At 68.5% G+C, this 26,327-nt stretch carries 25 protein-coding genes, 1 tRNA gene and 1 other RNA gene; 15 read left to right on the forward strand and 12 right to left on the reverse strand.

Features of this window, described 5'->3' with window-relative positions; genetic code table 11:
• The first annotated feature begins 23 nt into the window (after nt 1-23).
• Nucleotides 24-356, forward strand: coding sequence for a hypothetical protein (locus AC5Y7E_RS02705; RefSeq protein WP_499917165.1), 333 nt, complete (start codon nt 24-26; stop codon nt 354-356).
• Between the two features lie 3 nt (nt 357-359).
• On the opposite strand, the gene AC5Y7E_RS02710 is transcribed toward AC5Y7E_RS02705, so the two are convergent.
• The 3 genes from AC5Y7E_RS02710 to AC5Y7E_RS02720 form a co-directional block, all read right to left on the reverse strand.
• A complete protein-coding gene (locus AC5Y7E_RS02710; RefSeq protein ID WP_499947352.1) occupies nt 360-1,742 on the reverse strand; it encodes a CHAT domain-containing protein in 1,383 nt (460 codons plus the stop codon).
• The gene (locus tag AC5Y7E_RS02715; RefSeq protein ID WP_499947353.1) at nt 1,739-3,457 is read right to left on the reverse strand and encodes a hypothetical protein; all 1,719 of its coding nucleotides are present in this window, start codon (nt 3,455-3,457) and stop codon (nt 1,739-1,741) included. The genes AC5Y7E_RS02710 and AC5Y7E_RS02715 overlap by 4 nt, the downstream gene beginning before the upstream one ends.
• A gap of 96 nt (nt 3,458-3,553) precedes the next feature.
• Complete coding sequence (locus AC5Y7E_RS02720) at nt 3,554-4,012, reverse strand: lipoprotein LpqH (protein WP_499917647.1); 459 nt, start codon at nt 4,010-4,012, stop codon at nt 3,554-3,556.
• A gap of 176 nt (nt 4,013-4,188) precedes the next feature.
• Between AC5Y7E_RS02720 and AC5Y7E_RS02725 the strand changes: the two genes are divergently transcribed.
• Nucleotides 4,189-4,569: a hypothetical protein gene (locus AC5Y7E_RS02725; protein WP_499917162.1), complete on the forward strand. Its 381-nt coding sequence runs from the start codon at nt 4,189-4,191 to the stop codon at nt 4,567-4,569.
• Nucleotides 4,570-4,584: 15 nt separating this feature from the next.
• On the forward strand, nt 4,585-5,325 hold the full coding sequence (locus AC5Y7E_RS02730; protein ID WP_499947354.1) for an enoyl-CoA hydratase/isomerase family protein: 741 nt from the start codon (nt 4,585-4,587) through the stop codon (nt 5,323-5,325).
• Here the strand turns inward: AC5Y7E_RS02730 and lucA are convergent, their stop codons facing one another.
• The gene (gene lucA, locus AC5Y7E_RS02735; protein WP_499947355.1) at nt 5,326-6,165 is read right to left on the reverse strand and encodes a lipid uptake coordinator LucA; all 840 of its coding nucleotides are present in this window, start codon (nt 6,163-6,165) and stop codon (nt 5,326-5,328) included.
• 89 nt (nt 6,166-6,254) lie between these two features.
• Nucleotides 6,255-6,343, reverse strand: a tRNA-Ser gene (locus AC5Y7E_RS02740).
• Between the two features lie 76 nt (nt 6,344-6,419).
• Here AC5Y7E_RS02740 and ffs point away from each other — a divergent pair.
• The 3 genes from ffs to AC5Y7E_RS02755 all read left to right on the forward strand — a co-directional run bounded on the left by ffs (nt 6,420) and on the right by AC5Y7E_RS02755 (nt 9,805).
• Nucleotides 6,420-6,516, forward strand: an RNA gene (ffs, locus tag AC5Y7E_RS02745) — signal recognition particle sRNA small type.
• Nucleotides 6,517-6,589: 73 nt separating this feature from the next.
• Nucleotides 6,590-7,882 carry an aspartate aminotransferase type Ic gene (locus AC5Y7E_RS02750; protein ID WP_499947567.1) on the forward strand — a complete coding sequence of 431 codons (1,293 nt, stop codon included), beginning with the start codon at nt 6,590-6,592 and terminating at the stop codon, nt 7,880-7,882.
• Nucleotides 7,883-7,969: 87 nt separating this feature from the next.
• Nucleotides 7,970-9,805, forward strand: coding sequence for a DNA polymerase III subunits gamma/tau (locus tag AC5Y7E_RS02755; protein WP_499947356.1), 1,836 nt, complete (start codon nt 7,970-7,972; stop codon nt 9,803-9,805).
• A 4-nt stretch (nt 9,806-9,809) separates the two neighbouring features.
• On the opposite strand, the gene AC5Y7E_RS02760 is transcribed toward AC5Y7E_RS02755, so the two are convergent.
• Both AC5Y7E_RS02760 and AC5Y7E_RS02765 read right to left on the reverse strand, forming a co-directional pair.
• Nucleotides 9,810-11,120, reverse strand: a complete 1,311-nt coding sequence (locus AC5Y7E_RS02760) for a class I SAM-dependent methyltransferase (protein WP_499917158.1) — start codon at nt 11,118-11,120, stop codon at nt 9,810-9,812.
• The gene (locus tag AC5Y7E_RS02765; protein ID WP_499917157.1) at nt 11,117-12,508 is read right to left on the reverse strand and encodes an FAD-binding oxidoreductase; all 1,392 of its coding nucleotides are present in this window, start codon (nt 12,506-12,508) and stop codon (nt 11,117-11,119) included. The genes AC5Y7E_RS02760 and AC5Y7E_RS02765 overlap by 4 nt, the downstream gene beginning before the upstream one ends.
• 80 nt (nt 12,509-12,588) lie before the next feature.
• Here AC5Y7E_RS02765 and AC5Y7E_RS02770 point away from each other — a divergent pair, with 80 nt between their 5' ends.
• Complete coding sequence (locus tag AC5Y7E_RS02770) at nt 12,589-13,026, forward strand: SRPBCC family protein (RefSeq protein ID WP_499917156.1); 438 nt, start codon at nt 12,589-12,591, stop codon at nt 13,024-13,026.
• Between the two features lie 15 nt (nt 13,027-13,041).
• On the opposite strand, the gene AC5Y7E_RS02775 is transcribed toward AC5Y7E_RS02770, so the two are convergent.
• Nucleotides 13,042-13,803: an Rv3717 family N-acetylmuramoyl-L-alanine amidase gene (locus AC5Y7E_RS02775; RefSeq protein WP_499917155.1), complete on the reverse strand. Its 762-nt coding sequence runs from the start codon at nt 13,801-13,803 to the stop codon at nt 13,042-13,044.
• A gap of 98 nt (nt 13,804-13,901) precedes the next feature.
• Between AC5Y7E_RS02775 and AC5Y7E_RS02780 the strand changes: the two genes are divergently transcribed.
• Together AC5Y7E_RS02780 and recR are read left to right on the forward strand one after the other, a co-directional pair.
• Nucleotides 13,902-14,246, forward strand: a complete 345-nt coding sequence (locus AC5Y7E_RS02780) for a YbaB/EbfC family nucleoid-associated protein (protein WP_082971177.1) — start codon at nt 13,902-13,904, stop codon at nt 14,244-14,246.
• A 14-nt stretch (nt 14,247-14,260) separates the two neighbouring features.
• Nucleotides 14,261-14,872 carry a recombination mediator RecR gene (recR, locus tag AC5Y7E_RS02785; RefSeq protein ID WP_499917154.1) on the forward strand — a complete coding sequence of 204 codons (612 nt, stop codon included), beginning with the start codon at nt 14,261-14,263 and terminating at the stop codon, nt 14,870-14,872.
• 15 nt (nt 14,873-14,887) lie between these two features.
• Here the strand turns inward: recR and AC5Y7E_RS02790 are convergent, their stop codons facing one another.
• From AC5Y7E_RS02790 to AC5Y7E_RS02800, 3 genes are read right to left on the reverse strand one after another with little or no spacing between them, the layout of a single operon-like run.
• The gene (locus tag AC5Y7E_RS02790; protein WP_499917153.1) at nt 14,888-16,207 is read right to left on the reverse strand and encodes an MFS transporter; all 1,320 of its coding nucleotides are present in this window, start codon (nt 16,205-16,207) and stop codon (nt 14,888-14,890) included.
• A 59-nt stretch (nt 16,208-16,266) separates the two neighbouring features.
• Nucleotides 16,267-16,962 (reverse strand): type 1 glutamine amidotransferase, encoded by a 696-nt coding sequence (locus AC5Y7E_RS02795; RefSeq protein ID WP_499917645.1) that lies wholly within the window; start codon nt 16,960-16,962, stop codon nt 16,267-16,269.
• A 4-nt stretch (nt 16,963-16,966) separates the two neighbouring features.
• Nucleotides 16,967-18,196, reverse strand: coding sequence for a MurT ligase domain-containing protein (locus tag AC5Y7E_RS02800; RefSeq protein WP_499947357.1), 1,230 nt, complete (start codon nt 18,194-18,196; stop codon nt 16,967-16,969).
• Nucleotides 18,197-18,410: 214 nt separating this feature from the next.
• On the opposite strand from AC5Y7E_RS02800, the gene AC5Y7E_RS02805 reads away from it, so the two are divergent.
• The gene (locus AC5Y7E_RS02805; protein WP_499947358.1) at nt 18,411-19,403 is read left to right on the forward strand and encodes a DEDDh family exonuclease; all 993 of its coding nucleotides are present in this window, start codon (nt 18,411-18,413) and stop codon (nt 19,401-19,403) included.
• Here the strand turns inward: AC5Y7E_RS02805 and leuA are convergent, their stop codons facing one another.
• Entirely contained in the window at nt 19,404-21,206 is a 1,803-nt protein-coding gene (leuA, locus tag AC5Y7E_RS02810) for a 2-isopropylmalate synthase (protein WP_499947572.1), read from the reverse strand.
• Between the two features lie 290 nt (nt 21,207-21,496).
• Between leuA and AC5Y7E_RS02815 the strand changes: the two genes are divergently transcribed.
• The 5 genes from AC5Y7E_RS02815 to AC5Y7E_RS02835 all read left to right on the forward strand — a co-directional run bounded on the left by AC5Y7E_RS02815 (nt 21,497) and on the right by AC5Y7E_RS02835 (nt 26,208).
• Entirely contained in the window at nt 21,497-22,762 is a 1,266-nt protein-coding gene (locus tag AC5Y7E_RS02815; RefSeq protein WP_499917149.1) for an aspartate kinase, read from the forward strand.
• Nucleotides 22,763-23,806 (forward strand): aspartate-semialdehyde dehydrogenase, encoded by a 1,044-nt coding sequence (locus AC5Y7E_RS02820; RefSeq protein WP_499947359.1) that lies wholly within the window; start codon nt 22,763-22,765, stop codon nt 23,804-23,806. It abuts the gene before it with no gap.
• 7 nt (nt 23,807-23,813) lie between these two features.
• A complete protein-coding gene (locus tag AC5Y7E_RS02825; protein ID WP_499947360.1) occupies nt 23,814-24,962 on the forward strand; it encodes a DUF4185 domain-containing protein in 1,149 nt (382 codons plus the stop codon).
• Nucleotides 24,963-25,132: 170 nt separating this feature from the next.
• Nucleotides 25,133-25,558, forward strand: coding sequence for a hypothetical protein (locus AC5Y7E_RS02830; RefSeq protein ID WP_499947574.1), 426 nt, complete (start codon nt 25,133-25,135; stop codon nt 25,556-25,558).
• A 149-nt stretch (nt 25,559-25,707) separates the two neighbouring features.
• Nucleotides 25,708-26,208 carry a hypothetical protein gene (locus tag AC5Y7E_RS02835; protein ID WP_499947361.1) on the forward strand — a complete coding sequence of 167 codons (501 nt, stop codon included), beginning with the start codon at nt 25,708-25,710 and terminating at the stop codon, nt 26,206-26,208.
• Nucleotides 26,209-26,327 lie beyond the last annotated feature (119 nt).

The following is a 26,327-nucleotide window of genomic DNA, read 5'->3' on the forward strand; positions in this document are numbered from 1 at the left end:
CAAAGTTTGCGGCAGCCACAAAGTTGGGTTCGGTAGCCGGTATTCGGCAGCACCCTGGTCGCATGAACAAGCTGTCGGGTGAATGGTTCGGGTCCCGCCGTCGCGGGGATGCGGGAAACCGTACCGTCGGGGTCGGCACCGTGCGCAAGGTCAAACGTCAGGCGTTCATCGAGGTGGTGGCCGTCTCGGGTGAGACGTTCATCGGCAAGCTGGCGCGACGCGAGGGTGGTCGCGACCTATCCATGCTGCGGCCGGGCCTGCTCGTGCTGGTGGCCTTCGATCCGACGGCACGCGAGGAGCTTTCGCTGCCCGACGATGTGCTGGCCGTCCACGCGGCCTGGGTGGCGTCGCTGTGAGCGTCAGCGGGCGCCGTCAACCGCGAACGTGACCAGGGCGGCCCAATACAGTGGGCTGGCGCTGACATCACCGCCGCGCCAGCGCCGCAGCTGTTCCCGCTGCCAACGGTTCACCTCGCATCCCGCCTCCGGCGCGACATCGTGCGAAGAGTCCACCGCGGCCACCAGATCCGCCATCGGGTCGGCCTGCTGCGCGCCCAGCGCATCGCGCGACTCAAATTGCCGATACGCGGCCGTCGTCGGCAGCGACCACAAGGTGGCGGTCACCAACTGCGCGCCGTTGAGGATCATCGCCGCCACCAACCCGGTCGCCTCATCGAATTGATAGTCACCCCCCGAGCCGCACGCCAGCAGCGCCACGCGCGGCGGCATCGGCAATCGAAGGGCCATCAGATCCGAGGCGGTCAGCGGGCGGTGATCGCCGATTGTGTTGGCATCCCCGGGGATAGCCGCCGTGTCGGCCAGGTGAAGGGCCGCCCGGTCCGCCCGAGTTCCCCCGTCGTGTTGGTCGGTCGCCGAACTCGCGTGCCCGACATAGAGCAGCCGGCAAGGGGTTTGAGCGAGCAGGCCGGCCAGCCAGGCGCGATCGGCATCTTGGCGACGGAACAGGTCGACCACGGTGTCGGCATGCGGCAGGACGGGACGCCGTTCGAGGAGTTCGGCGAAGTGCCGCGCCAGCGGCGTGTGCGGCGATGGCCTGCCCAGCACCGAGCCGAGCGCGGAGTCCGGTCGCTGCCCCGGCACCCGTGGGTCGAGAACCAGCAGCGGTGGCCCGCCGCGCCCGGCGTCCCAGCCGGCGGGCGTGCGCGGCGAGTGCACGATGTTGGGCGGCACCGCCATCAGCACGTCGACCAACTCCATCAGCCGATGGCCGTCGGTCAACTCGTCGATGTTGTCCAGCCGCCAAGGGATTTGGGCCGCGGCGCGGCCGCTCGCGGTGATCGCGTCCTGGCGCGCACGCACCAGTTCCTCTTTGCTGGGGCCCGATTTCGGAATCGCCAGCAGTCCCCAGGGCACTCGCGCCAGCCGCGCGCTGGGCGAGACGAACAGCACCGCCCGGGGCGAGGTCATGCATTCGGCCAACAGCTGCCACCCGGGCGCACCGATCAGCAGCACGCCGAGGATGTAGGCGACGGTGAGTTCGGTGTCCGGCTTGGCGAATGGTCCGGTGGTCAGCGCGCGCTCGATGGCGTCACGCCGGGTTTCGTCACCGTGCGGCTCGGGCAGGGCGGCGCTGAGTTCTTGCAGCGCGGCCAGCAGCAGCGGCTCTTCCAGCACCCACGTGACGGTTCTCGACGGCTGACCGACGATCTGGAGGCTGGCGTACGTCGCGATCCCGAGGTCGGCGTAGCGCAGCGTCAATGTCGGCCGGTCGGGCTCACTCACGGCCACGTGCACCAAGCGGGCTCGGCCGCGGTGACCTCGCGCCCGTAGCGCTGCAATGCCAGGGCGCGGTAGTGGCTCAGGATCGGCGCCTCCCCGGGTTGCATCCGCAAGGGCGGCAACGCTCCTAGCCTGGTCAACGAGGCGCCCGCCGCGACGGATGGGCCGGCGGCGGACAGGGCGGCGGGCTCGGCGTCGGCGTCGACGGGCACCGACGCGAGGGCCGTCGAGGCCCATTCGCCGAGTCGCGGACGTTGCAGACCCTCGAAAGTTCCACGCGCACTGTGGTATTCGACGAGCTCACTGATCAGCGTGGTGTTCTCCCACTCCCAGGCCACGGCGAAGGCGCCGGCCAGGATGGGCGCCGAAATGCCGGTGGCCCAGCGGGCCCTCGCGTCGGCGTCGGCGATCGAATACCGCACCGAGTCGACGGCCAGCGCGGCCGGCACCTTGAGCTCGGCGGCCTGCTCGAGCTTGGCCATCCCGCGCCAGTACTCCGGTGTGCCGACCTCGCCGCGCAGGACGCCGAGGCCCTCGGCCTGGCGCGCCTCCGTTTCCTGCAGCGTCTCATCGGGATCGCCCGAGCTGTCGAAGCCGAGATCCGCCAACGCATCCGCGCGCCAGACCGTGCCGAGATGATTGTCGAGCTGGGCGTATTGCAGCCAGCTGCTGCGCGGCGAGGAGTCCAGCAGCTCCCGCGCCTGCGCGATCAGCTCGACCGCGTCCGAGAAGTGGCTCCAGAAGATGGCGATCCAGCTGCGCTGCAACAGGATGCGGTGCAGGGGCAGTGGTTTTCCCAACTCCCGCCAGTGCCGCTCGGCGTGTTCCCAGCATTCGTCGGCGGCCTCCAGTGCGCCGGCTGCCAGCCGAGTGAGTCCCATGTACAGCCAGCACCGGGCGACGTCGTGGGCCCGGTCATGACGGGCGATGACGGGATAGGCCTGTCCCACCAGCTCCTCGGTGCCGGCGTGGTCGTTCGCCCCCCAGCGCGCCGCGGCGCGCTCCAATTGCGCTCTGGCCGTGGCCAATTCCCAGCCGTTGGTTCGCGCGCGCGCTTCGGCGCGGCGCAGCCACGGCTCCGCTTCTGACAACCGACCGGTTTCCACGCAGAACCTGCCGTACCCGGTCGCGGCGGCGACCCACAGATAGTCGGACCGCTCAGCGCCGCCGCCAGTGTGTTCGAGGCCGTCAAGAACGTTCTGCCACAATGGGACCGACCGGACATGCAGGTCGTCGTCGCACAGCGCGGTGGCGCACAGGACATGCGCCAGGGTGCACAGGTACCGGTGTTCGTCGGTGAGTTCACCGGGCTCCGAACCGGAGTCGTTGTCGCACAAGCGCCCCAGCTCCGCCGCCGCGCCATCGTGGTCGCCCAGCGCCGCGGCCAGACCGGTCTGCAGGAACTGGGCGCGCCGCGAGTAGCGGCGGATCATCAGTGTGATCTCGGCGCCGGACAGCCGCACCCGTTCATCGCCGGCGACGATGCCGGCGTAGATCGCCACGCAGTCCCGGATGCGGCGGACGGATTCGCGGACCCCGTCGTAGGCTCCGCGCGCGAGATAGATCTCCCCAAGCTGCGCAAGGGCTTCCACCATGAAGTCGTCTCGATCCTCCCGCTCGATCCTCGGAATCAGCGAGAGCAGCAGATCCCGCGCACCGGCCTCATCGGCGGCGAGCGCCATACGACGCGCCTTCGCCAATTCGTCCGAGATCGACACGGCTGCATCATAAGTCCGGGGGCGGCGTCTGGTTGGCCAAACCGCGAGCGGCGGACGCGTGAGTGAGGCACGTCCGCCGCTCGAGGCCGCAACCGATCAGCCGCAGGACACCTTGATGTTGAAGTCCTTGGTGATCATTCCCGCCATCGGATTCTTCATGTCGGCACCCTGGGCCTGACCGGTGATGGTGTAGGTCTTGCCATCGACCGCGACGTTGGCCGAACCCACCTTCGCGCCCATGTTGTCGCTGACCGCCAGGGCGTTGCCGTCGACAACGAGGGCCAGCGACTGGACCTTCGGGGTGGCCTCGTCGGTCATCACGACGGCCAGCGCCTGCTGGGCCCCGCCCGTGGAGCCGCTGCCGATGTTGATCTTGCCGCCGGTCCGCACACAGGTCACCGACGCGGGGTTCACGCCGGCCAGGTCGGTACCGCCCACCTTGACTTGCGCATTGGTGCCTGTGGCGACGCTGGCCGTCGTGCTCGACGCGGGCGATGCGCTGTGGCCGCCGCCCGAGCACCCCACCAAGGCCACTGAAGCCGCGGCGCAGCCCAGGGTCGCAATCGCAGCTGCGAGATGACGTTTCACTTGTGGTTCCTTCCTTCGTGCGCCGCCCCAATGGCGTCGTCCTGACGCAAGTACAGAACGCTTCGGTTGCTACCGATCCCAAATTTCGCGGGGCCGAACCGGTAGGCTGCGTCGATGTCGGAGCCGGCGAAGGGAGTAACGCGATGCTCAGCGTGAAATGGCTGGAAAAGCCTGAGGCTCATGACTTTCCGGCGGCGGCGGACTACCTCACCATGCTTGCGGACAAGCAAACCGTGAAGAAGGTGATCAAAAAGCTGAAATCCGGGACCGTGGCGCACCGGAAGGCAAAAGACATTCTGCGGGCGGCGCAGCTGAGCCTGCTTCCGGTGGACAATCCCCACGTCGCCGCGGACCTGACCAAGATCGAAAAGGGCCTACCGCTGTCACCCATCCTGTTGGTGCGCGGAGACTTCATGGCCGGGGTTGCGTTGCAGATCGCCGACGGCTACCACCGGGTCTGCGCGAGCTATCACACCGACGAGAACACGCCGATTCCCGTGGTCCTTGCGACCGTCAGCCGCTGATCGGAAGGAATGATCATGATCGACATCAGCACCGTCGGGACCGTGCAGGTGCTGACGCTGTCGTCCGGTCCGGTCAATGCGCAGGATGTCGAGCTGCTCGAAGAGCTGACTTCGGCGGTGCGCGAGCTGGCGCGTTCGGACGCCGGCGCGCTGGTGGTCACCGGCGCCGGCCGCGCCTTCAGCGCCGGCGTCGACCTCAATCGGGTGGTGCAGGGCGGCACCGGCTACACCGATCGGCTGGTCCCCGCGCTGTCCGCGGCGTTCGATGCGATGTTCAGCTATCCGGGGCCGACCGTCGCCGCGATCAACGGCGCCGCCATCGCGGGCGGCTGCGTGCTCGCGTGCGCCTGCGACCGCCGCCTGATCGGCCCGGAGGCGCAGATCGGCGCGGCCGAGGTGCGCGTCGGGGTGCCGTTCCCGGTCGCCGCCTTGGAGGTCATGCGCTACGCCTGCGGAATCCATGCCGACGAGGTGCTGCTCGGGGGCCGCAACTATCGGGGCGCGGAGGCCGTGGCCCGCGGATTGGCCCACCGCATCGTCGCCGACGAGCTCGTCGAGGCGGCCGTGGCGGAGGCATCGGACCTGGGCAGCATCCCCGCCGACGCCTACAGGCAGACGAAGAATCAGTTGCACGCCCCGGCGATGGCGCGGGTCCGCGAGGCCCGCGACGTCGACGACGAGGTGCGCCGGATGTGGGGGACGGACGAGACGCTGCGCCGTATCGCCGCCTACGTGGAGCGGCTCCGGCGGCGCTGACTATTCCTCGTCGGTGTTTTCGTCTACGGCCACACCGGCCCGAGTGCGCCTGCGGCGCATCCGGTGTGACCCCTTGCCGGTCGGGCGCCGGTTGCGCAGCTTGGCCTTCGACTCGTCGCCTTCGTGGGCGGCCGCGTCGGACGGCTCGGTGGTGTCTTTGACGGGCGTCGCCTCGGCCGCCGGCTCCGGTGCCGCCTCGGCGTCGGTTTCCGCGGTGACTTCGGTAGGGGCCGCCGCAGGCTCGGCCGCCTCGGCTTCTTCTGTTTCTTCGGCTTCTTCGGCTTCGGCAGCGGTGGCCTCCGCCTCGTCCGGCGCGCCTTCGTCGGCTTCGGCTTCGGCTTCGGCTTCGGCGCCCTTCTTGCGCCGCACGCGGCGCTCCTTGGGCTTCTTCGCCTTGATCGGTTTGGGCGGCGGCGGGGGTAGCTCGGCGGCGAAGGAGAGGTAGAAGGCGAAAATGCCGAGCAATGCGATCGCGGCGGCCGCCCCGTAGATCCCGAACAACCACCGCCCCGCGGCGTCCAGGCTCAGCCAGATCTCGCTGATCGCCGTCCCGATGATCAGCACCCCGGCCAGCACGTGGGCCACGATCGACCAGATCCTGATGGACAGGGCCAGCTGCGGCGTCCCCAACTCGGGCTTGCGGGTGCGCAGCAGCGTGAACACCACGGGCAGCGCCGCGAGCGCAATCAGCGCACCCGTCACGATGCGCAGCGAAGTCCCCAGCGAGTGTGCGGTGTCGCCCATCAGCTCGGGCCAACGCGGCAACACGAAAAAGAAGTAGAGGACGCCGGCAGCGATCGAAAATGACGCGTGCCACGGGATGGCGACCTTGCGCCCCATACCCCTCCTCGTGCTGGTGAGTCCACGCCAGCCTAAAGGCGGCCGACCCGAATCCATATCAATTCGTACGTGTCCGCTTGGCGGACCAATGGCGGAGGATGCGGGATTTGAACCCGCGAGGGCTGTTAACCCAACCCGCGTTCCAGGCGAGCGCCATAGGCCACTAGGCGAATCCTCCGTGGCCATGGTAACCGAGGGCCAGATGACCCCCGCCAGTTGCTCGGCGTCGACTCCGAGGCGGGTATTACACTCGTCGCTGGACCCCGCGCGGCGTCTATCCTGTGAACTCCCCCAGGGCCGGAAGGCAGCAAGGGTCAATGGGCTCTGTCGGGTGCGCGGGGTCCCCTATGTCCGATGAGTGGCGACCCGCTTCGCCCGGCTCCGCCGCGACTGGTTTCCCGCTTCGACAGCGAAAGGGTTCATGGTGTCGCTGGAGTCCCTCACCCCGGCCGAGCTCGCGGCTGCGAACACTCGTCACCAGCAGGACTACGCGGACCTGCAGGCCAAGAAGCTCTCCCTGGACCTGACCCGCGGCAAGCCGGCACCCGCCCAGCTCGATCTGTCCAACCAGCTGCTGAGCCTGCCCGGGGACGACTTCCGCGACAGCGAGGGCACCGACACTCGCAACTACGGCGGCCTGCACGGCCTGCCCGAGCTGCGGGCCATCTTCGGGGAACTGCTCGGTATCCCGGTGCAGAACCTGATCGCGGGCAACAACTCCAGCCTGGAGCTGATGCACGACCTCGTCGCCTTCTCGATGTTGTACGGCGGCGTGGACTCGCAGCGGCCCTGGAAGGACGAACCGAGCATCAAGTTCCTATGCCCGTCGCCGGGCTACGACCGGCACTTCGCCATCACCGAGACGATGGGCATCGAGATGATCCCCGTGCCGATGCTGTCCGACGGGCCGGATGTCGACCTGATCGAAGAGTTGGTGGCCGCCGATGCGGCCATCAAGGGCATGTGGACGGTGCCGGTGTTCGGCAACCCCACCGGGGTCACCTACTCCTGGGACACCGTCCTGCGGCTCGTCCAGATGCGGACCGCGGCGCCCGACTTCCGGCTGTTCTGGGACAACGCATATGCGGTGCACACCCTGACGCATGACTTCGTCCGGCAGGTCGACGTGCTCGGGCTGGCCGCCGCGGCCGGGAACCCGCATCGGCCCTACGTGTTCGCGTCCACCTCGAAGATCACCTTCGCCGGCGCCGGTGTGAGCTTTTTGGGCGGATCGCTGGGCAACATCGCCTGGTACCTGCAATACGCGGGAAAGAAGTCGATCGGGCCCGACAAGGTCAACCAGCTGCGACACCTGCGCTTCTTCCGCGACGCCGACGGGGTGCGGCTGCACATGTTGCGGCACCAGCAGATCCTGGCGCCGAAGTTCGCGCTGGCCGCCGAGATCCTGGATCAGCGGCTCAGCGACTCCAAGATCGCGTCGTGGACCGACCCCAAGGGCGGCTACTTCATCAGCCTCGACGTGCTGCCCGGCACCGCGAAGCGGACCGTCGCGCTGGCCAAGGACGCCGGCATCGCGGTCACCGAGGCGGGTGCGTCGTTCCCGTACCGGAAAGACCCGAAGGACACCAACATCCGGATCGCGCCGACCTTCCCGTCGCTGCCGGACCTGCGCGACGCCGTCGACGGCCTGGCCACCTGCGCGCTGTTGGCGGCGTCGGAGTCGCTGCTGGCGTCGTCCGCGTCGAGCGTGAACTGACGTCGAGAAAATCGCCGAAATCGCGCCCCTCGTTCACGCTCGACGCCCCGCGGGCCCTAGTCACCCGACGCCGGTAGCCTGCTGACCGTGGCCCTCTACCGCAAGTACCGACCGGCAACGTTCGCCGAAGTGGTGGGGCAGGAGCACGTCACCGAACCACTGTCGATCGCGCTGGAAGCCAGCCGGATCAACCACGCGTATTTGTTCTCGGGCCCGCGCGGGTGCGGGAAGACGTCGTCGGCGCGCATCCTGGCCCGCTCGCTGAACTGCGTACAGGGCCCGACCGCCAACCCGTGCGGGGTCTGTGACTCGTGCCAGGCGCTGGCGCCGAACGCGCCCGGCAGCATCGACGTGGTGGAACTCGACGCCGCCAGCCACGGCGGCGTGGACGACACCCGCGAGCTGCGGGACCGCGCTTTCTACGCGCCCGCGCAGTCGCGCTACCGGGTGTTCATCGTCGACGAGGCGCACATGGTCACCACGGCCGGGTTCAACGCGCTGCTCAAGATCGTGGAGGAGCCCCCCGAGCACCTCATCTTCATTTTCGCCACCACCGAGCCGGAGAAGGTGCTGCCGACGATTCGATCGCGCACCCATCACTACCCGTTCCGGCTGTTGCCGCCGAAGACCATGCGGGCGTTGATCGCGCGGATCTGCGAGCAGGAGGGCGTCGCCGTCGACGACGCCGTCTACCCGTTGGTGATCCGCGCCGGCGGCGGCTCGCCGCGCGACACCCTGTCGGTGCTGGATCAGCTGGTCGCCGGCGCCGAAGGTGCGCACGTGACCTATCAACGGGCGCTGGGCCTGCTGGGCGCCACCGACATGGCGCTGATCGACGACGCGGTGGACTCGCTTGCCGCCGCCGATGCCGCGGCGCTGTTCGGCGCGGTGGAGTCGGTGATCGACGCCGGCCACGACCCGCGGCGGTTCGCCACCGATCTGCTCGAACGGTTTCGCGACCTCATCCTGCTGCAGGCCGTCCCGGATGCGGCCAGCCGTGGCGTGGTGGACGCGCCGGAGGACGTGCTGGAACGGATGCGTGAGCAAGCGACCCGGATCGGGCCGGCGACCCTGACCCGCTACGCCGAGGTGGTGCAGGCGGGGCTGGGCGAGATGCGGGGAGCCACGGCGCCGCGCCTGCTGCTCGAGGTCGTGTGCGCGCGGCTGCTGCTGCCCTCGGCCAGCGACACCGAATCGGCGCTGCTGCAACGCGTCGAGCGAATCGAGACCCGGCTGGACATGTCGATCCCCGGCTCGGAAGTTTCCACTGCGACGCCACGCAGCGCCCAGGCCGAAGCACAACCCGCCCGGTTCACCCGGCCCTCCGCGGCGCCCGCTCGCAAGCCCGAACCGCAACCGGAACCGAAGCCCAAGCCCGAACCCGAGTCGCCTCCGCCCGCACCCGTCGACGCGCCGGCGGCCGAATCAGCTTCGGCGCCAGGCGAACTCAACACCGCGGCGGTGCGCAGCATGTGGCCCACGGTGCGCGAAAAGGTGCGTCAGCGGAGCCGTACCACCGAGGTGATGTTGGCCGGGGCGACCGTCCGGGCCATCGAGGGCAACACGTTGGTCCTGAGCCACGAATCGGCGCCGCTGGCCAAGAGGCTCTGCGAACAGCGCAACGCCGACGTCATCGCCGAGGCGCTCAAAGACGCGCTCGGTGTCGATTGGCGAGTGCGGTGTGAGGCCGGCGCCCCGGTGTCGGCCGCGTCACCCACCCTCGCCGGCGAGGAAGCCGGGCGCGCGGTTCCCAACGTCGCCGAGCCCGCACCCGACGTCGATTCCGCGCGCCGCGACGAAGAGGAACACATGCTCGCCGAGGCGGTCCGCGACGAGTCGTCTGCGCCCCGCCGCGACCCCGAAGAGGTCGCGCTCGAACTGCTGCAGAACGAGCTGGGCGCCCGCCGCATCGACAACGGCTAGCGCGTCAGGCCGTCCACCACGGCCGCAGTGGCAGGTCGTCATCCCCGCGCGCGTCGGTGTTGGCTGCCAGCACGTGATGGAGCTGAAGGTTGTTCTGCTCGAACGCCACTCGTGAAGCCGCCATGTACAGGCCCCATACCTTGGCGGTCGGCAAGCCGACCTCGCTGACCGCCACGTCCCAGTGCTCGACCAGGTTGCGACACCAGTCGCGCAGCGTCATCGCGTAGTGATGGCGGAAGTTCTCCGCGTGCAGCACCTCGAAGCCCACATCCTGGACCGCACAGGTGATGCGGCCCGAGCCGGTCAGCTCGCCGTCCGGGAAAACGTAGCGGTCGGTGAATCCGCCGGCGAACGAGGTGGAGGTGTTGTCGTGGCGGGTGATGCAGTGGTTGAGCAGCAGCCCGCCGGTGCGCAGCTTCGACTTCAGGAATCCGAAGTAGGCCGGGTAGTTCTTGACGCCGATGTGCTCGGTCAAACCGATCGAGGAGACGGCGTCGAACTGCGTCTCGCCGACGTCGCGGTAGTCGCAGTGTCGCACCTCGGCCAGCTCCGCCAGCCCCTCGTCGGCGATCGCCCGCTGCGCCCACTTCGCCTGCTCGGCCGACAGGGTGGCGCCGATCGCCCGGACACCGTGCCGCGCGGCGTACCGCACCATGCCGCCCCACCCGCAGCCGACGTCGAGCAGCCGGTCGCCGGGCTGCAGCCGCAACTTCTCGAAAATCAGCCGGTACTTGTTTTGCTGCGCATCCTCCAGCGTCGCCTCGGCGTCGGGATACACCGCGCAGGTATAGGTCATCGACGGGCCCAACACCAGTTCGTAGAAGGCATTGGAGACGTCGTAATGGTGGTGGATGGCCTCGGCGTCGCGGGTCTTGCTGTGCATCAGCCCTTCGGTGACCCGGCGCCACCGCGGCCGGGTTTCCTGGGGTGGCGGTGGCACCGGCAACAACCGCTCGAAGCCCAGCGAACGCACGACGTTGGCCAGCACCCGCGCCGGCGGCCGTTTGAATTCGACCCGATCGGTCAGCGTCTTGAGCAGTTGGTACGGGTCACCCGGATGCACGCCGTAGGCCTGCAGGTCGCCCGACACGTAGGCGCGAGCCAGGCCGAGTTCGCCGGGCGCGGTGGCCAGGTAGGTGGCCCCGCGAGGCGTCCGAAGATCCAGGCCCAGTTCGGCGTCTTCGCTTCCCGCCGTGCTGCCGTCGTAGGCGGTGAACCTCAGCGGATGTCGTCCGGTCGCGGCGAAGACCTCCAGGATCTCGGCCATGCTCAATTTGCCGGTCGGCGAGCGGTGGGGTTCTTTCGTCGTCGTCATCGCCGTTGCACCGCCTTCGCGTAGAGGTCGAGTAAACGAGAATCGGGGTCATAGGTTTTCTTGACGGTGTTGTAGGCCTCGCCGCCGTACAACTCGTCGAAATCCTCGCGGGAGTAGTAGGACTCGGAATACAGCGACTTGTGGCCACCGAGTTCGCTCACCTTGGCTTCGATCATCCGATTGGTGGCGCCCTCGCATGAGCCGGCCGGCACCGATGACCAGAAGCCGACGTTGACATAGGTGTGATCCGGCCGCATCGGGTACAGCGGCCAGCCCTGGTGGTCGCGTAGACGCAAGGGGCACAACCAGATTGGCGTGATGGGCACGCTGTCTAGGAACCACTCCAGGAAGTCGCAGGTCCGTTCGACCGGCACCTCGACGTCCTGCACCACCCGTTCGCGGGGTGGGCGGCCGTTGCGCGCCTCGATCCGGTCGGCGATGCCGAACCGCCGATCCATCGCGATGAGCTTCGAGTAGAAGCTGCTGCGCCGGTAGCGGCGCGGCCACCAGCGCCGCAGCCGCGGGTTCTGCACGCCGAACGCGCGTGAGCACCAGAACCAATCGGTGTCCCAGCGCCAGAAGTAATCGTTCATGGTCAGCCGGTCATCCTTGGTGGCTTCGACCCCCGGGGCGTCGTGCCGGATGGACTGGTAGTAGATGTCGCGGCCGGTGTAGTCGCTGACCGGGCCGGGAGTGGTGGTCCGCCGGCCCACGCACAGGTAGCTTTCGTCGGCGCTGAAGACGACGCCGTCCAGGTAGTCGACGGGCGTCCCGCCCTGCCCGCCGGTGTCGATGATGCGTTCCATGGCCGCAACCAGATCGGGCAGCGAGCGGAAACGGATGTGCCGCAGCGCCACGAACGGCGCGACGGGCTCCAGCTCGATGCGGAGCCGGGTTGAATAACCAAGCGTCCCATAGGAATTCGGGAAGGCGCGGAACAGCTCGGGGTGCTGGGTGCGCGAGGTGGTGAGCAAATCGCCAGCGCCGGTGAGGATGTCCATCTCCAACACCGATTCATGGGGCAGCCCGTTGCGGAAGGACGACGACTCGATGCCCAGGCCGCTGACCGCGCCGCCCAGCGTGATGGTCTTCAGCTGCGGGACTACCAGCGGCGAGAGGCCATACGGCAGCGTCGCCGTCACCAGGTCCGCGTAGGTGCACATGCCGGCCACATCGGCGGTGCGGGATTCGGGATCCACGTCCAGAACGCCGGTCAGTCCGGACGTGTCCAGACCGGGCGCATCACGTTTGGTGCGGGCGCGGAACAGATTTGACGTCGGCTTTGCCAATCGGACGGCCGAAGTTGGGGGAATGGATCGATAACTTGCCAGCATCCGGTCAACGCCGGACTTGTGGGCCGAGAGTGCAGATCCAAGGACAGGCACCACATATACCCTAGTCTTCGACAACAACCCGTGCACCCGTCGGAAGGGCCGCGTCGGGGAAATCATCATGAGGAGGGGTCGCTTTGGCACCGGTGAGCGCGGAAAGCACCATCTTGATCAACGCGGAGCCCGCGGCAACCCTTGCCGCCGTCGCGGACTATCAGACCGTCCGTCCGAAAATTCTGTCCCCGCAGTACAGCGACTACCAGGTGCTGCAGGGTGGGCAGGGGGCCGGCACGGTCGCCAAGTGGAAGCTGCAGGCCACCAAATCGCGGGTGCGCGACGTGCAGGCCAACGTCGACGTGGCCGGGCACACGGTCATCGAGAAGGACGCGAACTCGTCGATGGTGATCAACTGGACGGTCGCTCCCGCCGGACCCGGCTCCAGCGTCACCGTGAAGACCACTTGGGACGGCGCGGGCGGTGTGAAGGGTTTCTTCGAGAAGACCTTTGCGCCGTTGGGGCTCAAGAGGATTCAGGGCGAGGTGCTGGCCAACCTGAAAAAGGAACTGGAGAGCTGAGCTAGCGTCGCGGGTCTAGCGCGCCTGGCCCTGCGAGGCGAGGAAGCCCGCGACGCCGCGGACCAGTGCGTCGGCGTACTTCTGCCGGCCTTCGGCGGACTCCATCAGCGCCGAGTCCGCGGGGTTCTTCATGTTGCCGCACTCGACCAGGATCGACGGGTACTGCGCCAGGTTCAGGCCGGTCAAATCCGAGCGGCCGTAGAGGCCGTTCTGGCCGATGTAGTTCGCCGGCGGGATCCCCGAGGCCTGCATCTGGTCGCGCATGATCCGTGCGTACTGCACCGACGGGCCCGCCTGCACCTGGTTGAGCGGCGGGGCCGAATAGTTGACGTGAAAGCCTCGGCCCGACGGCGGGCCGCCGTCGGCGTGGATGGACAGGACCGCGTTGGGGCGCAGGGCGTTGGCCGCGTTGGCGCGCTCGTCGACGCAGGGTCCCAGGCCGTTGTCGTTGGCGCGGGACAGCGCGGTCCGCACCCCCAGGGCGTTCAGCTCGGCGCGCACCCGCAGCGCGGTGTCCCAGGTGAAGGTGTGCTCCATGTAGCCGGAGTTGGTGGCCGTCCCGCTGGTCTGGCAGTCTTTGGTGCCGCCGCGACCGGTCGGCACCTGGCGGTTGATGGAGCCGTCATTGGAGCCGTTGTGGCCCGGATCGATGAAGACCACCATGCCGGCGATGCTGGATGGCGCTGCCATTGCGTTCGGGATGACGATGGCCGACGCAGCAACGATCATGCAGATGATCGTCCTGAGGCCGACACGCCTGCTCACTCGTAGGTCCACGGCGCAAAGCTAGCGCCGCGCGGTCTACGCTGGGTATTTCGAATCGCCGGAGACTCACGAGCGAAACCAACTCGAGACCAAGATGCGAGGGGATTGTCATGCAACCCGGAGGCGATATGTCGGCGCTGCTGGCCCAGGCGCAGCAGATGCAGCAGAAGCTCATGGAGGCGCAGCAACAACTGGCGAACGCTGAGGTCCGCGGTCAGGCCGGTGGGGGCTTGGTCGAGGTCGTCGTCAAGGGCAGCGGCGAGGTGGTCGCGGTGAAGATCGATCCGTCCGTCGTGGACCCGTCGGACGTCGAGACCTTGCAGGACCTGATCGTCGGCGCCATGGGTGACGCGTCCAAGCAGGTCACCCGGATGGCCCAGGAACGGCTGGGGTCGCTGGCCGGCGGCTTCGGCCCGCCGCCGGGGCAACCGCCCGCGCCCGCGCAGGGGCTTTAGACTCCGCGACCGACATGTTCGAAGGACCCGTCCAGGATTTGATCGACGAGCTCGGCAAGCTGCCGGGCATCGGACCCAAAAGCGCCCAGCGCATCGCCTTCCACCTGCTATCGGTTGAGCCGCCGGACATCGACCGGCTGACCGCGGTGCTGGCCAAGGTCCGCGACGGCGTGCGGTTCTGTGCGGTGTGCGGCAACGTCTCCGACAACGAGCGCTGCCGGATCTGCGCCGATCCCCGCCGGGACGGCTCGCAGGTGTGCGTCGTCGAGGAGCCCAAAGACATCCAGGCCGTCGAGCGCACCCGCGAATTCCGCGGCCGCTACCACGTGCTGGGCGGTGCGCTCGATCCGTTGTCCGGCGTAGGGCCCGAACAGCTGCGGATCCGCGAGCTGCTGAGCCGGATCGGGGAGCGGGTCGACGACGTCGACATCACCGAGGTGATCATCGCGACCGACCCGAACACCGAAGGCGAGGCGACGGCCACCTACCTGGTGCGAATGCTGCGCGACATCCCTGGGCTGACGGTCACGCGAATCGCGTCGGGACTGCCGATGGGCGGCGACCTGGAGTTCGCCGACGAGCTGACGCTGGGTCGCGCGCTCGCCGGCCGCCGGGCCATGGTGTGAGGCGCCAGCAGGCTCTCACGCGCCGGCCAGCTCGCCTGCCTCGCGTTCGGCTGCGGGCCCGGACCCCGGCAGCGGCCTGCCCGCGACTTCCGGCATGAATCGAAGGGCGACCGTCCCCACCAAGCCGGCGAAGATCAGCATGTAGGCCGGCACCATGGCGCTGCCGGTGGCGGATATCAGCGCCTGAGCGATCACAGGAGTAGTTCCGCCGACGGTCGATAGCGCGATGTTGTACGAGATGGCCAGCGCTCCGCTGCGCACCCTGGTCGGGAACAGCGCCGGCAGGGCTTGGGGGGTGGTGCTGTCGAAACACAGTTCCATCAGCCCGACCAGCAGCACGCCGATGAAGATCAACGGAACGACGCCGCTGAAGCGCATCAGCAAGAACGCCGGGACCGACGCCAGAACGAGCAATCCGCAGCCCGTCCACATGATCGGCTTGACGCCGATACGGTCGGACAACATGGCGACGAAAACCACCGCGGCCATCAGGATCGCCAAGGTCGCCACGATGATCACCAGTGCGGCCGTGTTACCCACGCGCACAACCACTTTCAGGTATGTCGGCAGGTATCCGGTGAGCATGAAGTCCGGCACCTGCGAGGCCACCACGACTGCCGCGCAAACCACCATCGGCTTCCACTGCTCGACCACTGTGCGCCGAAATTGCCGCCACCCGCGGTCAACCGGCGCATCGGTGTTGCCGCGCGCCTGCGTGTAGGCCGGTGACTCCTCGATCCGCAGCCGCAAGTAAAGGGCGAGCACGCCGAAGGGCGCTCCCAGCAACAGCGGAATCCGCCAGCCCCACGCCAGCATGTCGCGGCTGGGCAGCCAGGCCTGCAACGCGGTCACCAGCAATCCGGCGAGCACGAACCCGACCAAGTTGCCCAACGGCAGGAACCCAACCATCCTGCCGCGTTTGCGGTCCGGGGCCCGCTCGACGAGGTAGGTCATGGCGCCGACAAACTCGCCACCGGTGGACAAGCCTTGAAAGACCCGGGCGACCAGCAGCAGGATCGGCGCCCAGATGCCGATGGTGCCGTAGCCGGGCAGTAGGCCGGTCATGGTGGTCCCCACCGCCATCAGCAGGATCGTGATCACCAAAACCCGCTTGCGCCCGACGCGGTCACCGAGGGGGCCGAGGACGAACCCGCCGAGCGGGCGCACCACGTACGCCGCCGCCAGCGTGCTGAACGTGGCGATGAGATGGACAGCGCTGACGCTGTTGCCCGGATAGAAGACCTGCGCGATGGTCGTCGCGATATAGCCGTAGACGCCGAAGTCGTACCACTCCATGAAATTGCCGATGGCCGTCGCGAGGGTGTCCCGCCGCATCGCCGCATCGGTATCTCGGGAATCAGTGCCCGCAAGCATGCGTTTCCCCCAACCAGGCCCTAGCGGGCGGCCAACCGTTCACGGCGCAGCAGGTCCACCTCCGGCATCGGCAGTGGCGCCAGCTCGCCCACCACCGTGCTCAGCAGCAGGTCGGCCAGTTGCGGGTTGCGGGCCAGGCACGGCCCGTGCATGTAGGTCGCGATCACGCTGCCCTGCACCGCGCCGTCGAAGCCGTTGCCGGCAACGTTGCCCGCGCCCTTGACCACCGCGCCCAGCGGCGACGCCGCCGGTCCCAGCACGGTGCCGCCGCGGTGGTTCTCGAAACCGGTGAGACGCTCGGTCAAGCCCGCCGGCAGCGGTTTGGTCGCCAGCTCGCCGATGGTGCGTGCCGGTTGCGGTGACGTCGTCGCGTCCAGCATCCCCACACCGTCGACGCGCTCCCCGGCCGACGTTTCATACCAGTGCCCGAGCACCTGAACGGCCGCGCAGATGGCCAGCACCGGGGCGCCGCGTTCCGCGGCGCGCTGCAGGCCGGGGTACTTGATCAAATGCCGGGTGGCCAGGCGCTGCGCGTAGTCCTCGGCCCCGCCCAGCGTGTAGAGGTCCAGCGACTCGGGCACCGGGTCGGCCAGCGTGATCTCGACGATTTCGGCGGCGATGCCGCGTAGGCGGAGCCGCTGCCGCAGCACCAGGGCGTTGCCGCCGTCGCCGTAGGTGCCCATCACGTCGGGCAGCACCAACCCGATCCGCACCACCGAGTCAGCCATGGCGCGCCAACGCTCGCTGCAGCTGGAGGAACGCGGTGTAGTTGGCGACGACTTCCACCGTTCCCGGCGGGCACGATGCGATCGCGGCGACGGTGTCGTGCACCAGGGTGTGCTCCACGCCCGCATACCCGAGGCGCACCGCCAGGTCGGTGCCGCGCTCGCCGGCGGCCACGACTTCCGTCTCCTCGAAGTGCTCGAATCGCACATCCCAGAGCCACGACAGGTCTTCCCCGTCGGGCACCTGGCCGTTGACCGAGATGACCACCCCGGCCGCATGCTTGTCCACCATCGACAGCGCCTCCTGCCAGCCGGCCGGATTCTTGGCCAGCAGGATGCGCACCTCGTGCGCGCCGACGCGGACGGTCCGATAGCGCCCGGCGACCTCGTCGACCGTCGAGACCGCCGCCACCGCCGACGCGGGATCGGCGCCCAACGCGACCGCGGCCGCGACGGCCTGGGCGGCGTTGCCCCGGTTGACCGCGCCGGGCAGCGCCAACCGCATCGGCACGGCCAGGCCGTCGGGCCCGTAGAGGGTGTCGTCGTCGAACCACCATTGCGGGCTGGGCCTTTTGAAGTCCGCACCCGTGGAATACCAATGACCCCGCTCGCGGACGATGACCTCGCCGCTGCGCGGGCAGCTGACCGAGTCGTTCGACCACGAACCGCCCGCGGCCACCCACACCACGTTCGGGCTGTCGTACGCCGCGGACGTCATCAGCACGTCGTCGCAGTTGGCCACGACGACCGCCCCGGGGTGCCGGGCCAGGCCCGCGCGCAGGGTCCGCTCGATGACGTTGATCTCGCCGACCCGATCCAGCTGGTCGCGCGAGAGGTTGAGCAGCACGACGACGCTGGGTTCGACGGCATCGGAGACGTGCGGGACGTGCATTTCGTCGACTTCGAGGGCCGCCAGGGGGGCATCGCGGTTGGCGGCCAGCGCCGCGACCAGGCCGGCGTCCATGTTGGCGCCCTCGGCGTTGGTGGCAACCGCACCCAGCGTCGCCAGCGCGGCCGACGTCATCCTCGTGGTGGTGGACTTGCCGTTGGTGCCGGTGACGATCACGGTGCGCCGTCCGGCGGCCAGTTGCCGGAGAACCGAGCGGTCCAGCGTCATCGCGATGAGCCCGCCGATCATCGCCCCGGCCCCGCGTCCGGTCACCCGCGACGCCCAGCGCGCGCTCGCTCCTGCGGCGAGCGCCAGACGGGCGCGGGTGGTAATCACCCGGGAAGTTTAAGGGCGGCGGGTCGCCCGCATCGAATTCCGGGCGATCGCAAGCGCGGCGTTGACGCCGGGCGCGGCGGGTCGCCCGCATCGAATTCCGGGCGATCGCAAGCGCGGCGTTGACGCCGGGCGCGGCGGGTCGCCCGCATCGAATTCAGCCCGACACGACCCGCAGCGAACGGGCGATGTCGGTCGGCCGTGCCATCCTCAGTGCATGAGCGGGGCTTCCTGGGGTCGGCCGGCCAGCGAGCCGGACGCGGGCTGGGCCGTCGTCGACGTCGAGACCTCGGGCTTTCGGCCGGGTCAGGCACGGATCATCAGCGTTGCGGCGCTCGGCCTGGACCCCGACGGCAACGTGGAACAGTCGGTGGTCAGCCTGCTCAACCCCGGCGTGGACCCTGGCCCCACCCACGTGCACGGCCTGACCGCCGCAATGCTGGAAGACCAGCCGCAGTTCGCCGACATCGTCGGTGACGTGGCCAAGGTGCTGCGCGGCCGCACGCTGGTAGCCCACAACGTGGCTTTCGACTACGCGTTTCTTGCCGCCGAAGCCGAACTGGCCGACGCCGAACTGCCCGTCGACAGCGTCATGTGCACCGTCGAGCTGGCCCGACGGCTCGACCTCGGCATCGACAACCTGCGGTTGGAGACGCTCGCGGCGCACTGGGGCGTCACCCAGGAGCGCCCCCACGACGCCTTCGACGACGCGATGGTGCTGACCCACGTGCTGGCCTCGGCGCTCAAGCTGGCCCGCGCGGGCGACATCTGGTTGCCGATACATCCGGTGACCCGGCGCCGCTGGCCCAACGGCCGCGTCACCCATGACGAGCTGCGACCGCTCAAGGTGCTGGCGTCCCGGATGCCCTGCCCGTATCTCAACCCGGGCCCCTACGTGGGCGGCCGACCGCTCGTGCAGGGCATGCGGGTGGCGCTGGCGGCCGAGGTCGGCCGCACCCACGAGGAACTCGTGGAACGCATCCTGCACGCCGGGCTGGCCTACACCGAGGCCGTCGACCGGGAAACCTCGCTGGTGGTCTGCAACGACCCCGCGCCCGAGCAGGGCAAGGGCTACCTCGCCCGGCAGCTGGGGGTGCCGGTGATCGGCGACGCGCAGTTCATGGACTGCGTGGGCGCCGTCATCGGGGGCACCAGCATGGACGAATTCACCGACGCCAGCTCCCTGGACCAGCAGCTGGCGCTGTTCTGATCAGCCGCGAGCGGCGCGGTTGACCGCCGAGACGACCGCGCGCAGCGACGCGGAGGTGATCGACGGCGCGATGCCGACCCCCCAGACCGTGCGACCGTCGACCGACGCCTCCACGTAGGCGGCCGCCTGCGCGTCGTCACCGGCGCTCATCGCGTGCTCGGAGTAATCCAGGACGGCCACGTCGAAACCGACACCGCCCAGCGCGTGGACGAATGCGGCAAGTGGGCCGTTGCCCTCCCCGCTGATCTCGGTCTCCGCGCCGTTGATCTTGACGGTCGCGGTGAGGCGGGTGACGCCGCTGTCGTCCTCGGAAGCGTCGACGCGTTGTTTCATCCGCTCCAGCGGCACCACCGGCGCCAGATACTCCTCGGAGAAGGCGTCCCACATCTCCTTGGGGCTGACCTCGCCGCCTTCCCCTTCACTGATCTTCTGGACCACCTGGGAGAACTCGATCTGCAGCCGCCGCGGCAGCGCCAGGCCGTGATCGGCCTTCATGATGTAGGCCACGCCGCCCTTGCCGGACTGCGAGTTGACCCGGATCACCGCCTCGTAGGTGCGCCCGACGTCTTTGGGGTCGATCGGCAGATACGGCACTTGCCACAGCATGTCGTCGACGTCGGAGTCCGCGGCGTCCGCGTCGATCTTCATCTGGTCCAGGCCCTTGTTGATGGCGTCCTGATGGCTGCCGGAGAACGCGGTGTAGACCAGGTCCCCGCCGTAGGGGTGACGCTCGTGCACCGGCAGCTGGTTGCAGTACTCGACCGTCCGGCGGATTTCGTCGATGTTGGAGAAGTCGATCTGCGGGTCCACGCCGCGGGAGAACAAGTTGAGCCCCAGCGTCACCAGGCAGACGTTGCCGGTGCGCTCGCCGTTGCCGAACAGGCAGCCCTCGATGCGGTCGGCCCCGGCCTGATACCCCAATTCCGCTGCGGCGACGGCGGTTCCGCGGTCGTTGTGCGGATGCAGGCTCAGGATTACCGATTCCCGGTTGGCCAGGTTGCGGCTCATCCACTCGATCGAGTCGGCGTAGACGTTGGGGGTGGCCATTTCGACGGTGGCGGGCAGGTTGAAGATGATCGGGTTGTCCGGTGTCGGCGCGATGATTTCGCCGACGGCGTCGCACACCTGCTTGGCGTACTCCAGCTCGGTGCCGGTGTAGGACTCCGGCGAATACTCGAACCGCCACCGCGTGCCCGGGCGCTTGGCGGCTTCTTCGACGCACTTGCGCGCGCCCTCGGTCGCGATGGCCTGTACGGCGGCCCGGTCGGCGCGAAAAACGACGCGGCGCTGCAGGATTGAGGTCGAGTTGTAGAAGTGCACGATGGCCTGAGGTGCGCCGTCGCATGCCTCGAAGGTGCGCTCGATCAGTTCGGGCCGGCACTGGGTCAGCACCTGGATGGTGACGTCGCCGGGAATCGCCCCGTCGGTGATGATCTCGCGGACGAAGTCGAAGTCGGTCTGGCTGGCAGACGGGAATCCCACTTCGATTTCCTTGTAGCCCATGCGAACCAGCAAATCGAACATGCGGCGCTTGCGCGCCGGGCTCATGGGGTCGATCAGCGCCTGATTGCCGTCGCGCAGATCCACCGCACACCACAGCGGCGCCTGAGCGATGGCGCGGTCGGGCCAAGTGCGGTCGGGCAAGTGGATGGGCTCGACCTCGTCGGCGAACGGTCGGTACCGGTTGACCGGCATCGACGAACCACGCTGCGGGTTCCAGGCGGCTTGTCCGGGCGCGGGTGGGCCCGCGGGCTGAACGATGGTTCGTGTCGAGCTGAATGCGTCGGGATTGGAAGTCACGATATTGCTCCGGGGATTCAGAAGGGAAACTTCAGACCGGCGCATCGCGAACACCCGCGACGGGAAGCCGGTCTGGATCAGACCCCGTCGCGGCGTCCGAGGAGGAGCACCCGCTGCACGTCCCAGACTTTACCGCTTTTGGCGCATTGGCAAAAATTGCGCCGAGACCGCGGCGAATGCGCATGACGGGGTGCAGCGGTATCGCGACGTAAATCACCATGCGGTGGCACGTATTCTGTTGTGGACTTATACCCGAAATCGTCAAATGCCGAGGCCGGAGAGGCAGGAATAACGTGGCGCTCGTCGTGCAGAAGTACGGCGGATCCTCAGTGGCGAACGCCGACCGGATCCGGCGGGTGGCCGAGCGCATCGTCGCTACCAAGAAGCAGGGCAACGACGTAGTCGTCGTCGTCTCAGCGATGGGCGACACCACCGACGACTTGATGGATCTGGCCCACCAGGTGTGCCCGGCGCCGCCACCGCGCGAACTCGACATGCTGCTGACCGCCGGTGAGCGAATCTCCAATGCATTGGTCGCGATGGCGATCGAATCGCTGGGTGCGCAGGCGCGCTCGTTCACCGGTTCGCAGGCCGGGGTGATCACCACCGGCACGCACGGCAACGCCAAGATCATCGACGTCACCCCGGGACGGCTGCGGACCGCGCTCGACGAAGGGCGCATCGTGCTGGTCGCCGGATTCCAGGGTGTCAGCCAGGACACCCGGGACGTGACCACGCTGGGCCGCGGCGGCTCGGACACCACGGCGGTGGCGCTGGCCGCGGCGCTGCACGCCGACGTCTGCGAGATCTACACCGACGTCGACGGCATCTTCAGCGCCGACCCGAGGATCGTGCACAACGCCCGCAAGCTGGACACGGTCACTTTCGAGGAAATGCTCGAGATGGCGGCGTGCGGCGCCAAAGTTTTGATGCTGCGCTGCGTGGAATACGCACGCCGCTACAACATGCCGGTGCACGTCCGGTCCTCCTATTCGGAAAACCCAGGCACCATCGTCGTCGGATCGATCAAGGACATAGCCATGGAAGACCCCATCCTGACCGGAGTCGCGCACGACCGCAGCGAGGCCAAGGTGACCGTTGTCGGCATTCCCGACATCCCCGGATACGCCGCTCGGGTCTTCCGGGCGCTCGCCGATGCCGACGTGAACATCGACATGGTGTTGCAGAACGTCTCCAAGGTCGAGGACGGCAAGACCGACATCACCTTCACCTGCTCGCGCGACAGCGGACCCACCGCGGTGGCCAGGCTGGACGCGCTCCAGGATGAGATCGGGTTCAGCCAACTGCTTTACGACGACCACGTGGGCAAGGTGTCGCTGATCGGGGCGGGCATGCGCAGCCACCCCGGGGTCACCGCCACGTTCTGTGAGTCCCTGGCCGAGGTGGGCGTCAACATCGAGCTCATCTCCACGTCCGAGATTCGCATCTCGGTGCTGTGCCGCGACACCGAACTAGACAAGGCCGTTGTGGCGTTGCACGAGGCGTTCGGGCTCGGCGGCGAGGAGTCGGCGACGGTGTACGCGGGGACGGGTAGATAAATGGTTGCGATTGGAGTTGTGGGCGCCACCGGCCAGGTCGGCCAGGTGATGCGCCGGTTGCTCGACGAGCGGGATTTCCCCGCGACGTCGGTGCGGTTCTTCGCGTCGTCGCGCTCGCAGGGCCGCAAGCTGGAATTCCGCGGCCAGGAGATCGAGGTCGAGGACGCCGCGACGGCGAACCCCACCGGCCTGGACATCGCGTTGTTCTCCGCCGGCAAGACGATGTCGCTGGTGCAGGCGCCGCGATTCGCCGCGGCCGGGGTGACCGTGATCGACAACTCCTCGGCCTGGCGCAAGGACCCGGAAGTGCCGCTGGTCGTCTCCGAGGTGAACTTCGACCGGGACGTCCGGGACGCCCGCTCGCTGACCAAGGGCATCATCGCCAACCCGAACTGCACCACGATGGCCGCGATGCCGGTGCTCAAGGTGCTGCACGAGGAAGCCGGGCTGCAGCGCCTGGTGGTGTCCAGCTATCAGGCCGTGTCCGGCAGCGGGATCGCCGGGGTCGAGGAGCTGGCGACGCAGGCGCGCGCGGTCATGGACGGCGCCGAGCAGCTGGTGCACGACGGCGGTGCGGCGCAGTTCCCGCCGCCCAAGACCTATGTGGCGCCGATCGCCTTCAACGTGGTGCCGCTGGCCGGATCGCTGGTGGATGACGACTCGGGTGAGACCGACGAGGACCAGAAGCTGCGCCACGAGAGCCGCAAGATCCTCGGCATTCCCGACCTGGCCGTCAGCGGCACGTGCGTGCGGGTACCGGTGTTCACCGGCCACTCGCTGTCGATCAACGCCGAATTCGCGCGGCCGCTGTCGCCCCAGCGGGCCCGCGAGCTTCTGGACGGCGCGCCCGGCGTCAAGGTGGTCGACGTGCCGACCCCGCTGGCGGCCGCCGGCGTCGACGAATCCCTGGTCGGCCGGATCCGGCGCGACCCCGGGGTGCCCGACGGCCGCGGCCTCGCACTGTTCATCTCCGGTGACAACCTGCGCAAGGGGGCGGCGCTGAACACCATCCAGATCGCCGAGCTGCTGGCCGCCCAGCGGTGACAAGCGGGTGAGCACCACCCCCACTCGCTTGGCCGCGCGGTGCTCATTGTTCGCCGCGGTGTGTTTGGTTCTGCCGCAATGGTTTAGCGTCGCGCACGCCGACCCGGCGGCGCCGGCCCCCGAGCCCGTGTTGCAGCCGCTGGCGCCCGGTCAGGTGTTACGCATCGGTCCCAGTGCCGGAACCGGCACGCCGACCGTGGATTACGGCATTGGCGCGACAGACCTGTGCGAGTTCGTCGAGTTTCCCGCCGAATTGCTCCAGGTCTGCGGCGACAGCTTCGCCGGGCAGGGGGTCGGATTCGGCGGTTGGTACGCACCCGTCGCGCTGCGCGTCGACACCGCTTCCGTCGACGACCCCGCCGGGGTGCGCTACACCGGGGTGACCGGCATCAACAAACCGTTGCTCGCCGAGCCCACCCCGCCGGGAGCCTCGCAGCTACCGGCAGGTGTGGTGCAGATCAACCGGCGCAACTACCTGATGGTGACGACGACCAAGAACCTCGAGCCGCAGACCTCACGGCTGGTGACCGCCGAACCGGCGCGCGCGGGCTGGCAGACGATCCCGGGATCCAAGCGACCCGCGTCGTACCAGGGCGGCTCGCAGACGCAGATCAGCGGCTACTACGACCCGATTCCCACGGCGGACTCACCCAGCGGGTGGGTGTACATCGTCGCCGACAGTTTCACCCGCAGGGATCCGGTGCTGCTGTATCGGGCCACGCCGCAGACGTTCACCGACCGGTCGCGGTGGCAGGGTTGGGCGGCGGGGCCGGGTGGGGGCTGGGGCAAGCCGCCGACGCCGCTGTGGCCGGACGCGGTGGGCGAGTTGTGCATTCGGCAGATCGACGGCAAGGCCGTGCTGTCCTATTTCAATGCCGTCACCGGCAACATGGAGGTCCGGGTGGCCAACGACCCGACGTCGCTGGGCGACGCGCCGGTCACCACGGTGGTGCAACACGACGAGTGGCCCGAGCCGGCGGAAAGCCTGCCGCCGCCCTACGACAACCGGCTCGCGCAGCCGTATGGCGGTTATATCTCGCCCGGTTCGACACTTGACGAGCTGCGAATCTTCGTGAGCCAGTGGGACACTCGGGCGCGCGTTGCCGCGCCGTACCGGGTGATCCAGTTTGCGGTCAACCCGCTGCAGCCCGAATAGCAGCCTTTCCAATCGGCCTGTTTCGGCCGCGATGCGCCGGGTCACGCGGGCCGTTTCATGCGCTGAGCGGGACTTTTAGTTCACAGCTGTTACCTAAGTAACGCATAGCGGCCACTACTGTTAACGGCTTCATCATTTGTCTCATGAGTGAAACATCTGAAACCCCCACTGTGCGGCACTCGACCGCAACTGCGCCGGCCGCCGCGGAAGCGGCGGCGGCCTACCGGGCCCCGCGGGTCTTCCAAATCGCCGCGTGGGTCGCCATCGTCGCCGGGATCGTGTTCATCGTCGCGGTCATTTTCTTCACCGGCTTCATCCTCGGCCACCGCGGCGGGCATCACGGTCACCACCACAAGCACCACCACGCGATGATTCACCACCGCGGTCCGGGCGGACCCGGAAACTTCGGTGGCCCAGGCGCACCGGGTGCGCCGGGTGGACAGAACGGACAGAACGGTCCGGGAGCCACCACCGCGCCTCCGACCCCGTCGGGCGTTCGCCCCAGTGGCATGGCCCCGGGTCAGCTGCCGCCGTCGGTCTTGCACTCGGCCGCCGCGCTGGGACAGGTTCCGAGCGTCGTCGTTTTGACCAACTGAATCCCTTGTCAACCAGTGGCCCGGCGCTTCACGAGCGCCGGGCCGCCTGTTGTTTGCGGTCACCGACACTGACCGCCGCATCTCGATTCGCCACATTTTTGTCGCCGAAACCTGTTAGAGCACAGGTGTGCGGGGCAATATGGCAAGGCATGAGCGAGACACCCGAACCACGAGATGAGCCGACCACCGAGGCGACGCCAGCCGCATCAGTCGCCGGGCCACCGTCGCAACCACCCCCGCACCGGGTGACACCGCCGCGGCTCTACACGGCGGCGGCCTGGGTGGTGATCGTCGCCGGCGTGGTCTTCATCCTTACGTCGCTGTTCTTCGTCGGTGCCTTCATTTGGAAGCACCAGCACCCGTGCCAGCATCACCACGGCATGTTCCACCCCGGCGGCCCTGGCAATCCCGGGCCGGGCAACGGGCCCTGGGGGCCCGGCGGCCCCGGCGGCGGCTACGGACCGTATTACGGCGGACCCGGTGGTCCGGGACCCGACAACGGATATGGGCCCGGCGGGCCCGGGTTGATCGTTCCGATGCCCCCGAGCGGTCCGGGCGGTCCCGGCGGACCGCATGCCGGCCCGGGCGTCAGCGGCCCCGGACAGCCGCCTGCCAGCCCACCCCCCGGCGCGCCCGCGCCGCGTCCTTGATAGCGCTCACTTAAGCCACGCCCGGAATGGGTACTAACCCGTAGTGGGCCGACCGAGAGTTGCCCGCATTTTCGTGGCCACATCAAGACGAGGAGACACCCGGTCGCGGGTCGGGAGAT

The organism is Mycobacterium sp. NGS17, from assembly GCF_059813205.1.

Excerpts from the sequence above, each read along its gene's own strand:
- AC5Y7E_RS02725 (WP_499917162.1), top strand. The coding sequence starts at position 4,189 with ATGCTCAGCGTGAAATGGCTGGAAAAGCCTGAGGCTCATGACTTTCCG.
- AC5Y7E_RS02730 (WP_499947354.1), top strand. The coding sequence starts at position 4,585 with ATGATCGACATCAGCACCGTCGGGACCGTGCAGGTGCTGACGCTGTCG.
- lucA (WP_499947355.1), bottom strand. The coding sequence starts at position 6,165 with ATGGGGCGCAAGGTCGCCATCCCGTGGCACGCGTCATTTTCGATCGCT.
- AC5Y7E_RS02760 (WP_499917158.1), bottom strand. The coding sequence starts at position 11,120 with ATGACGACGACGAAAGAACCCCACCGCTCGCCGACCGGCAAATTGAGC.
- AC5Y7E_RS02780 (WP_082971177.1), top strand. The coding sequence starts at position 13,902 with ATGCAACCCGGAGGCGATATGTCGGCGCTGCTGGCCCAGGCGCAGCAG.
- recR (WP_499917154.1), top strand. The coding sequence starts at position 14,261 with ATGTTCGAAGGACCCGTCCAGGATTTGATCGACGAGCTCGGCAAGCTG.
- AC5Y7E_RS02790 (WP_499917153.1), bottom strand. The coding sequence starts at position 16,207 with ATGCGGCGGGACACCCTCGCGACGGCCATCGGCAATTTCATGGAGTGG.
- AC5Y7E_RS02805 (WP_499947358.1), top strand. The coding sequence starts at position 18,411 with ATGAGCGGGGCTTCCTGGGGTCGGCCGGCCAGCGAGCCGGACGCGGGC.
- AC5Y7E_RS02820 (WP_499947359.1), top strand. The coding sequence starts at position 22,763 with ATGGTTGCGATTGGAGTTGTGGGCGCCACCGGCCAGGTCGGCCAGGTG.
- AC5Y7E_RS02835 (WP_499947361.1), top strand. The coding sequence starts at position 25,708 with ATGAGCGAGACACCCGAACCACGAGATGAGCCGACCACCGAGGCGACG.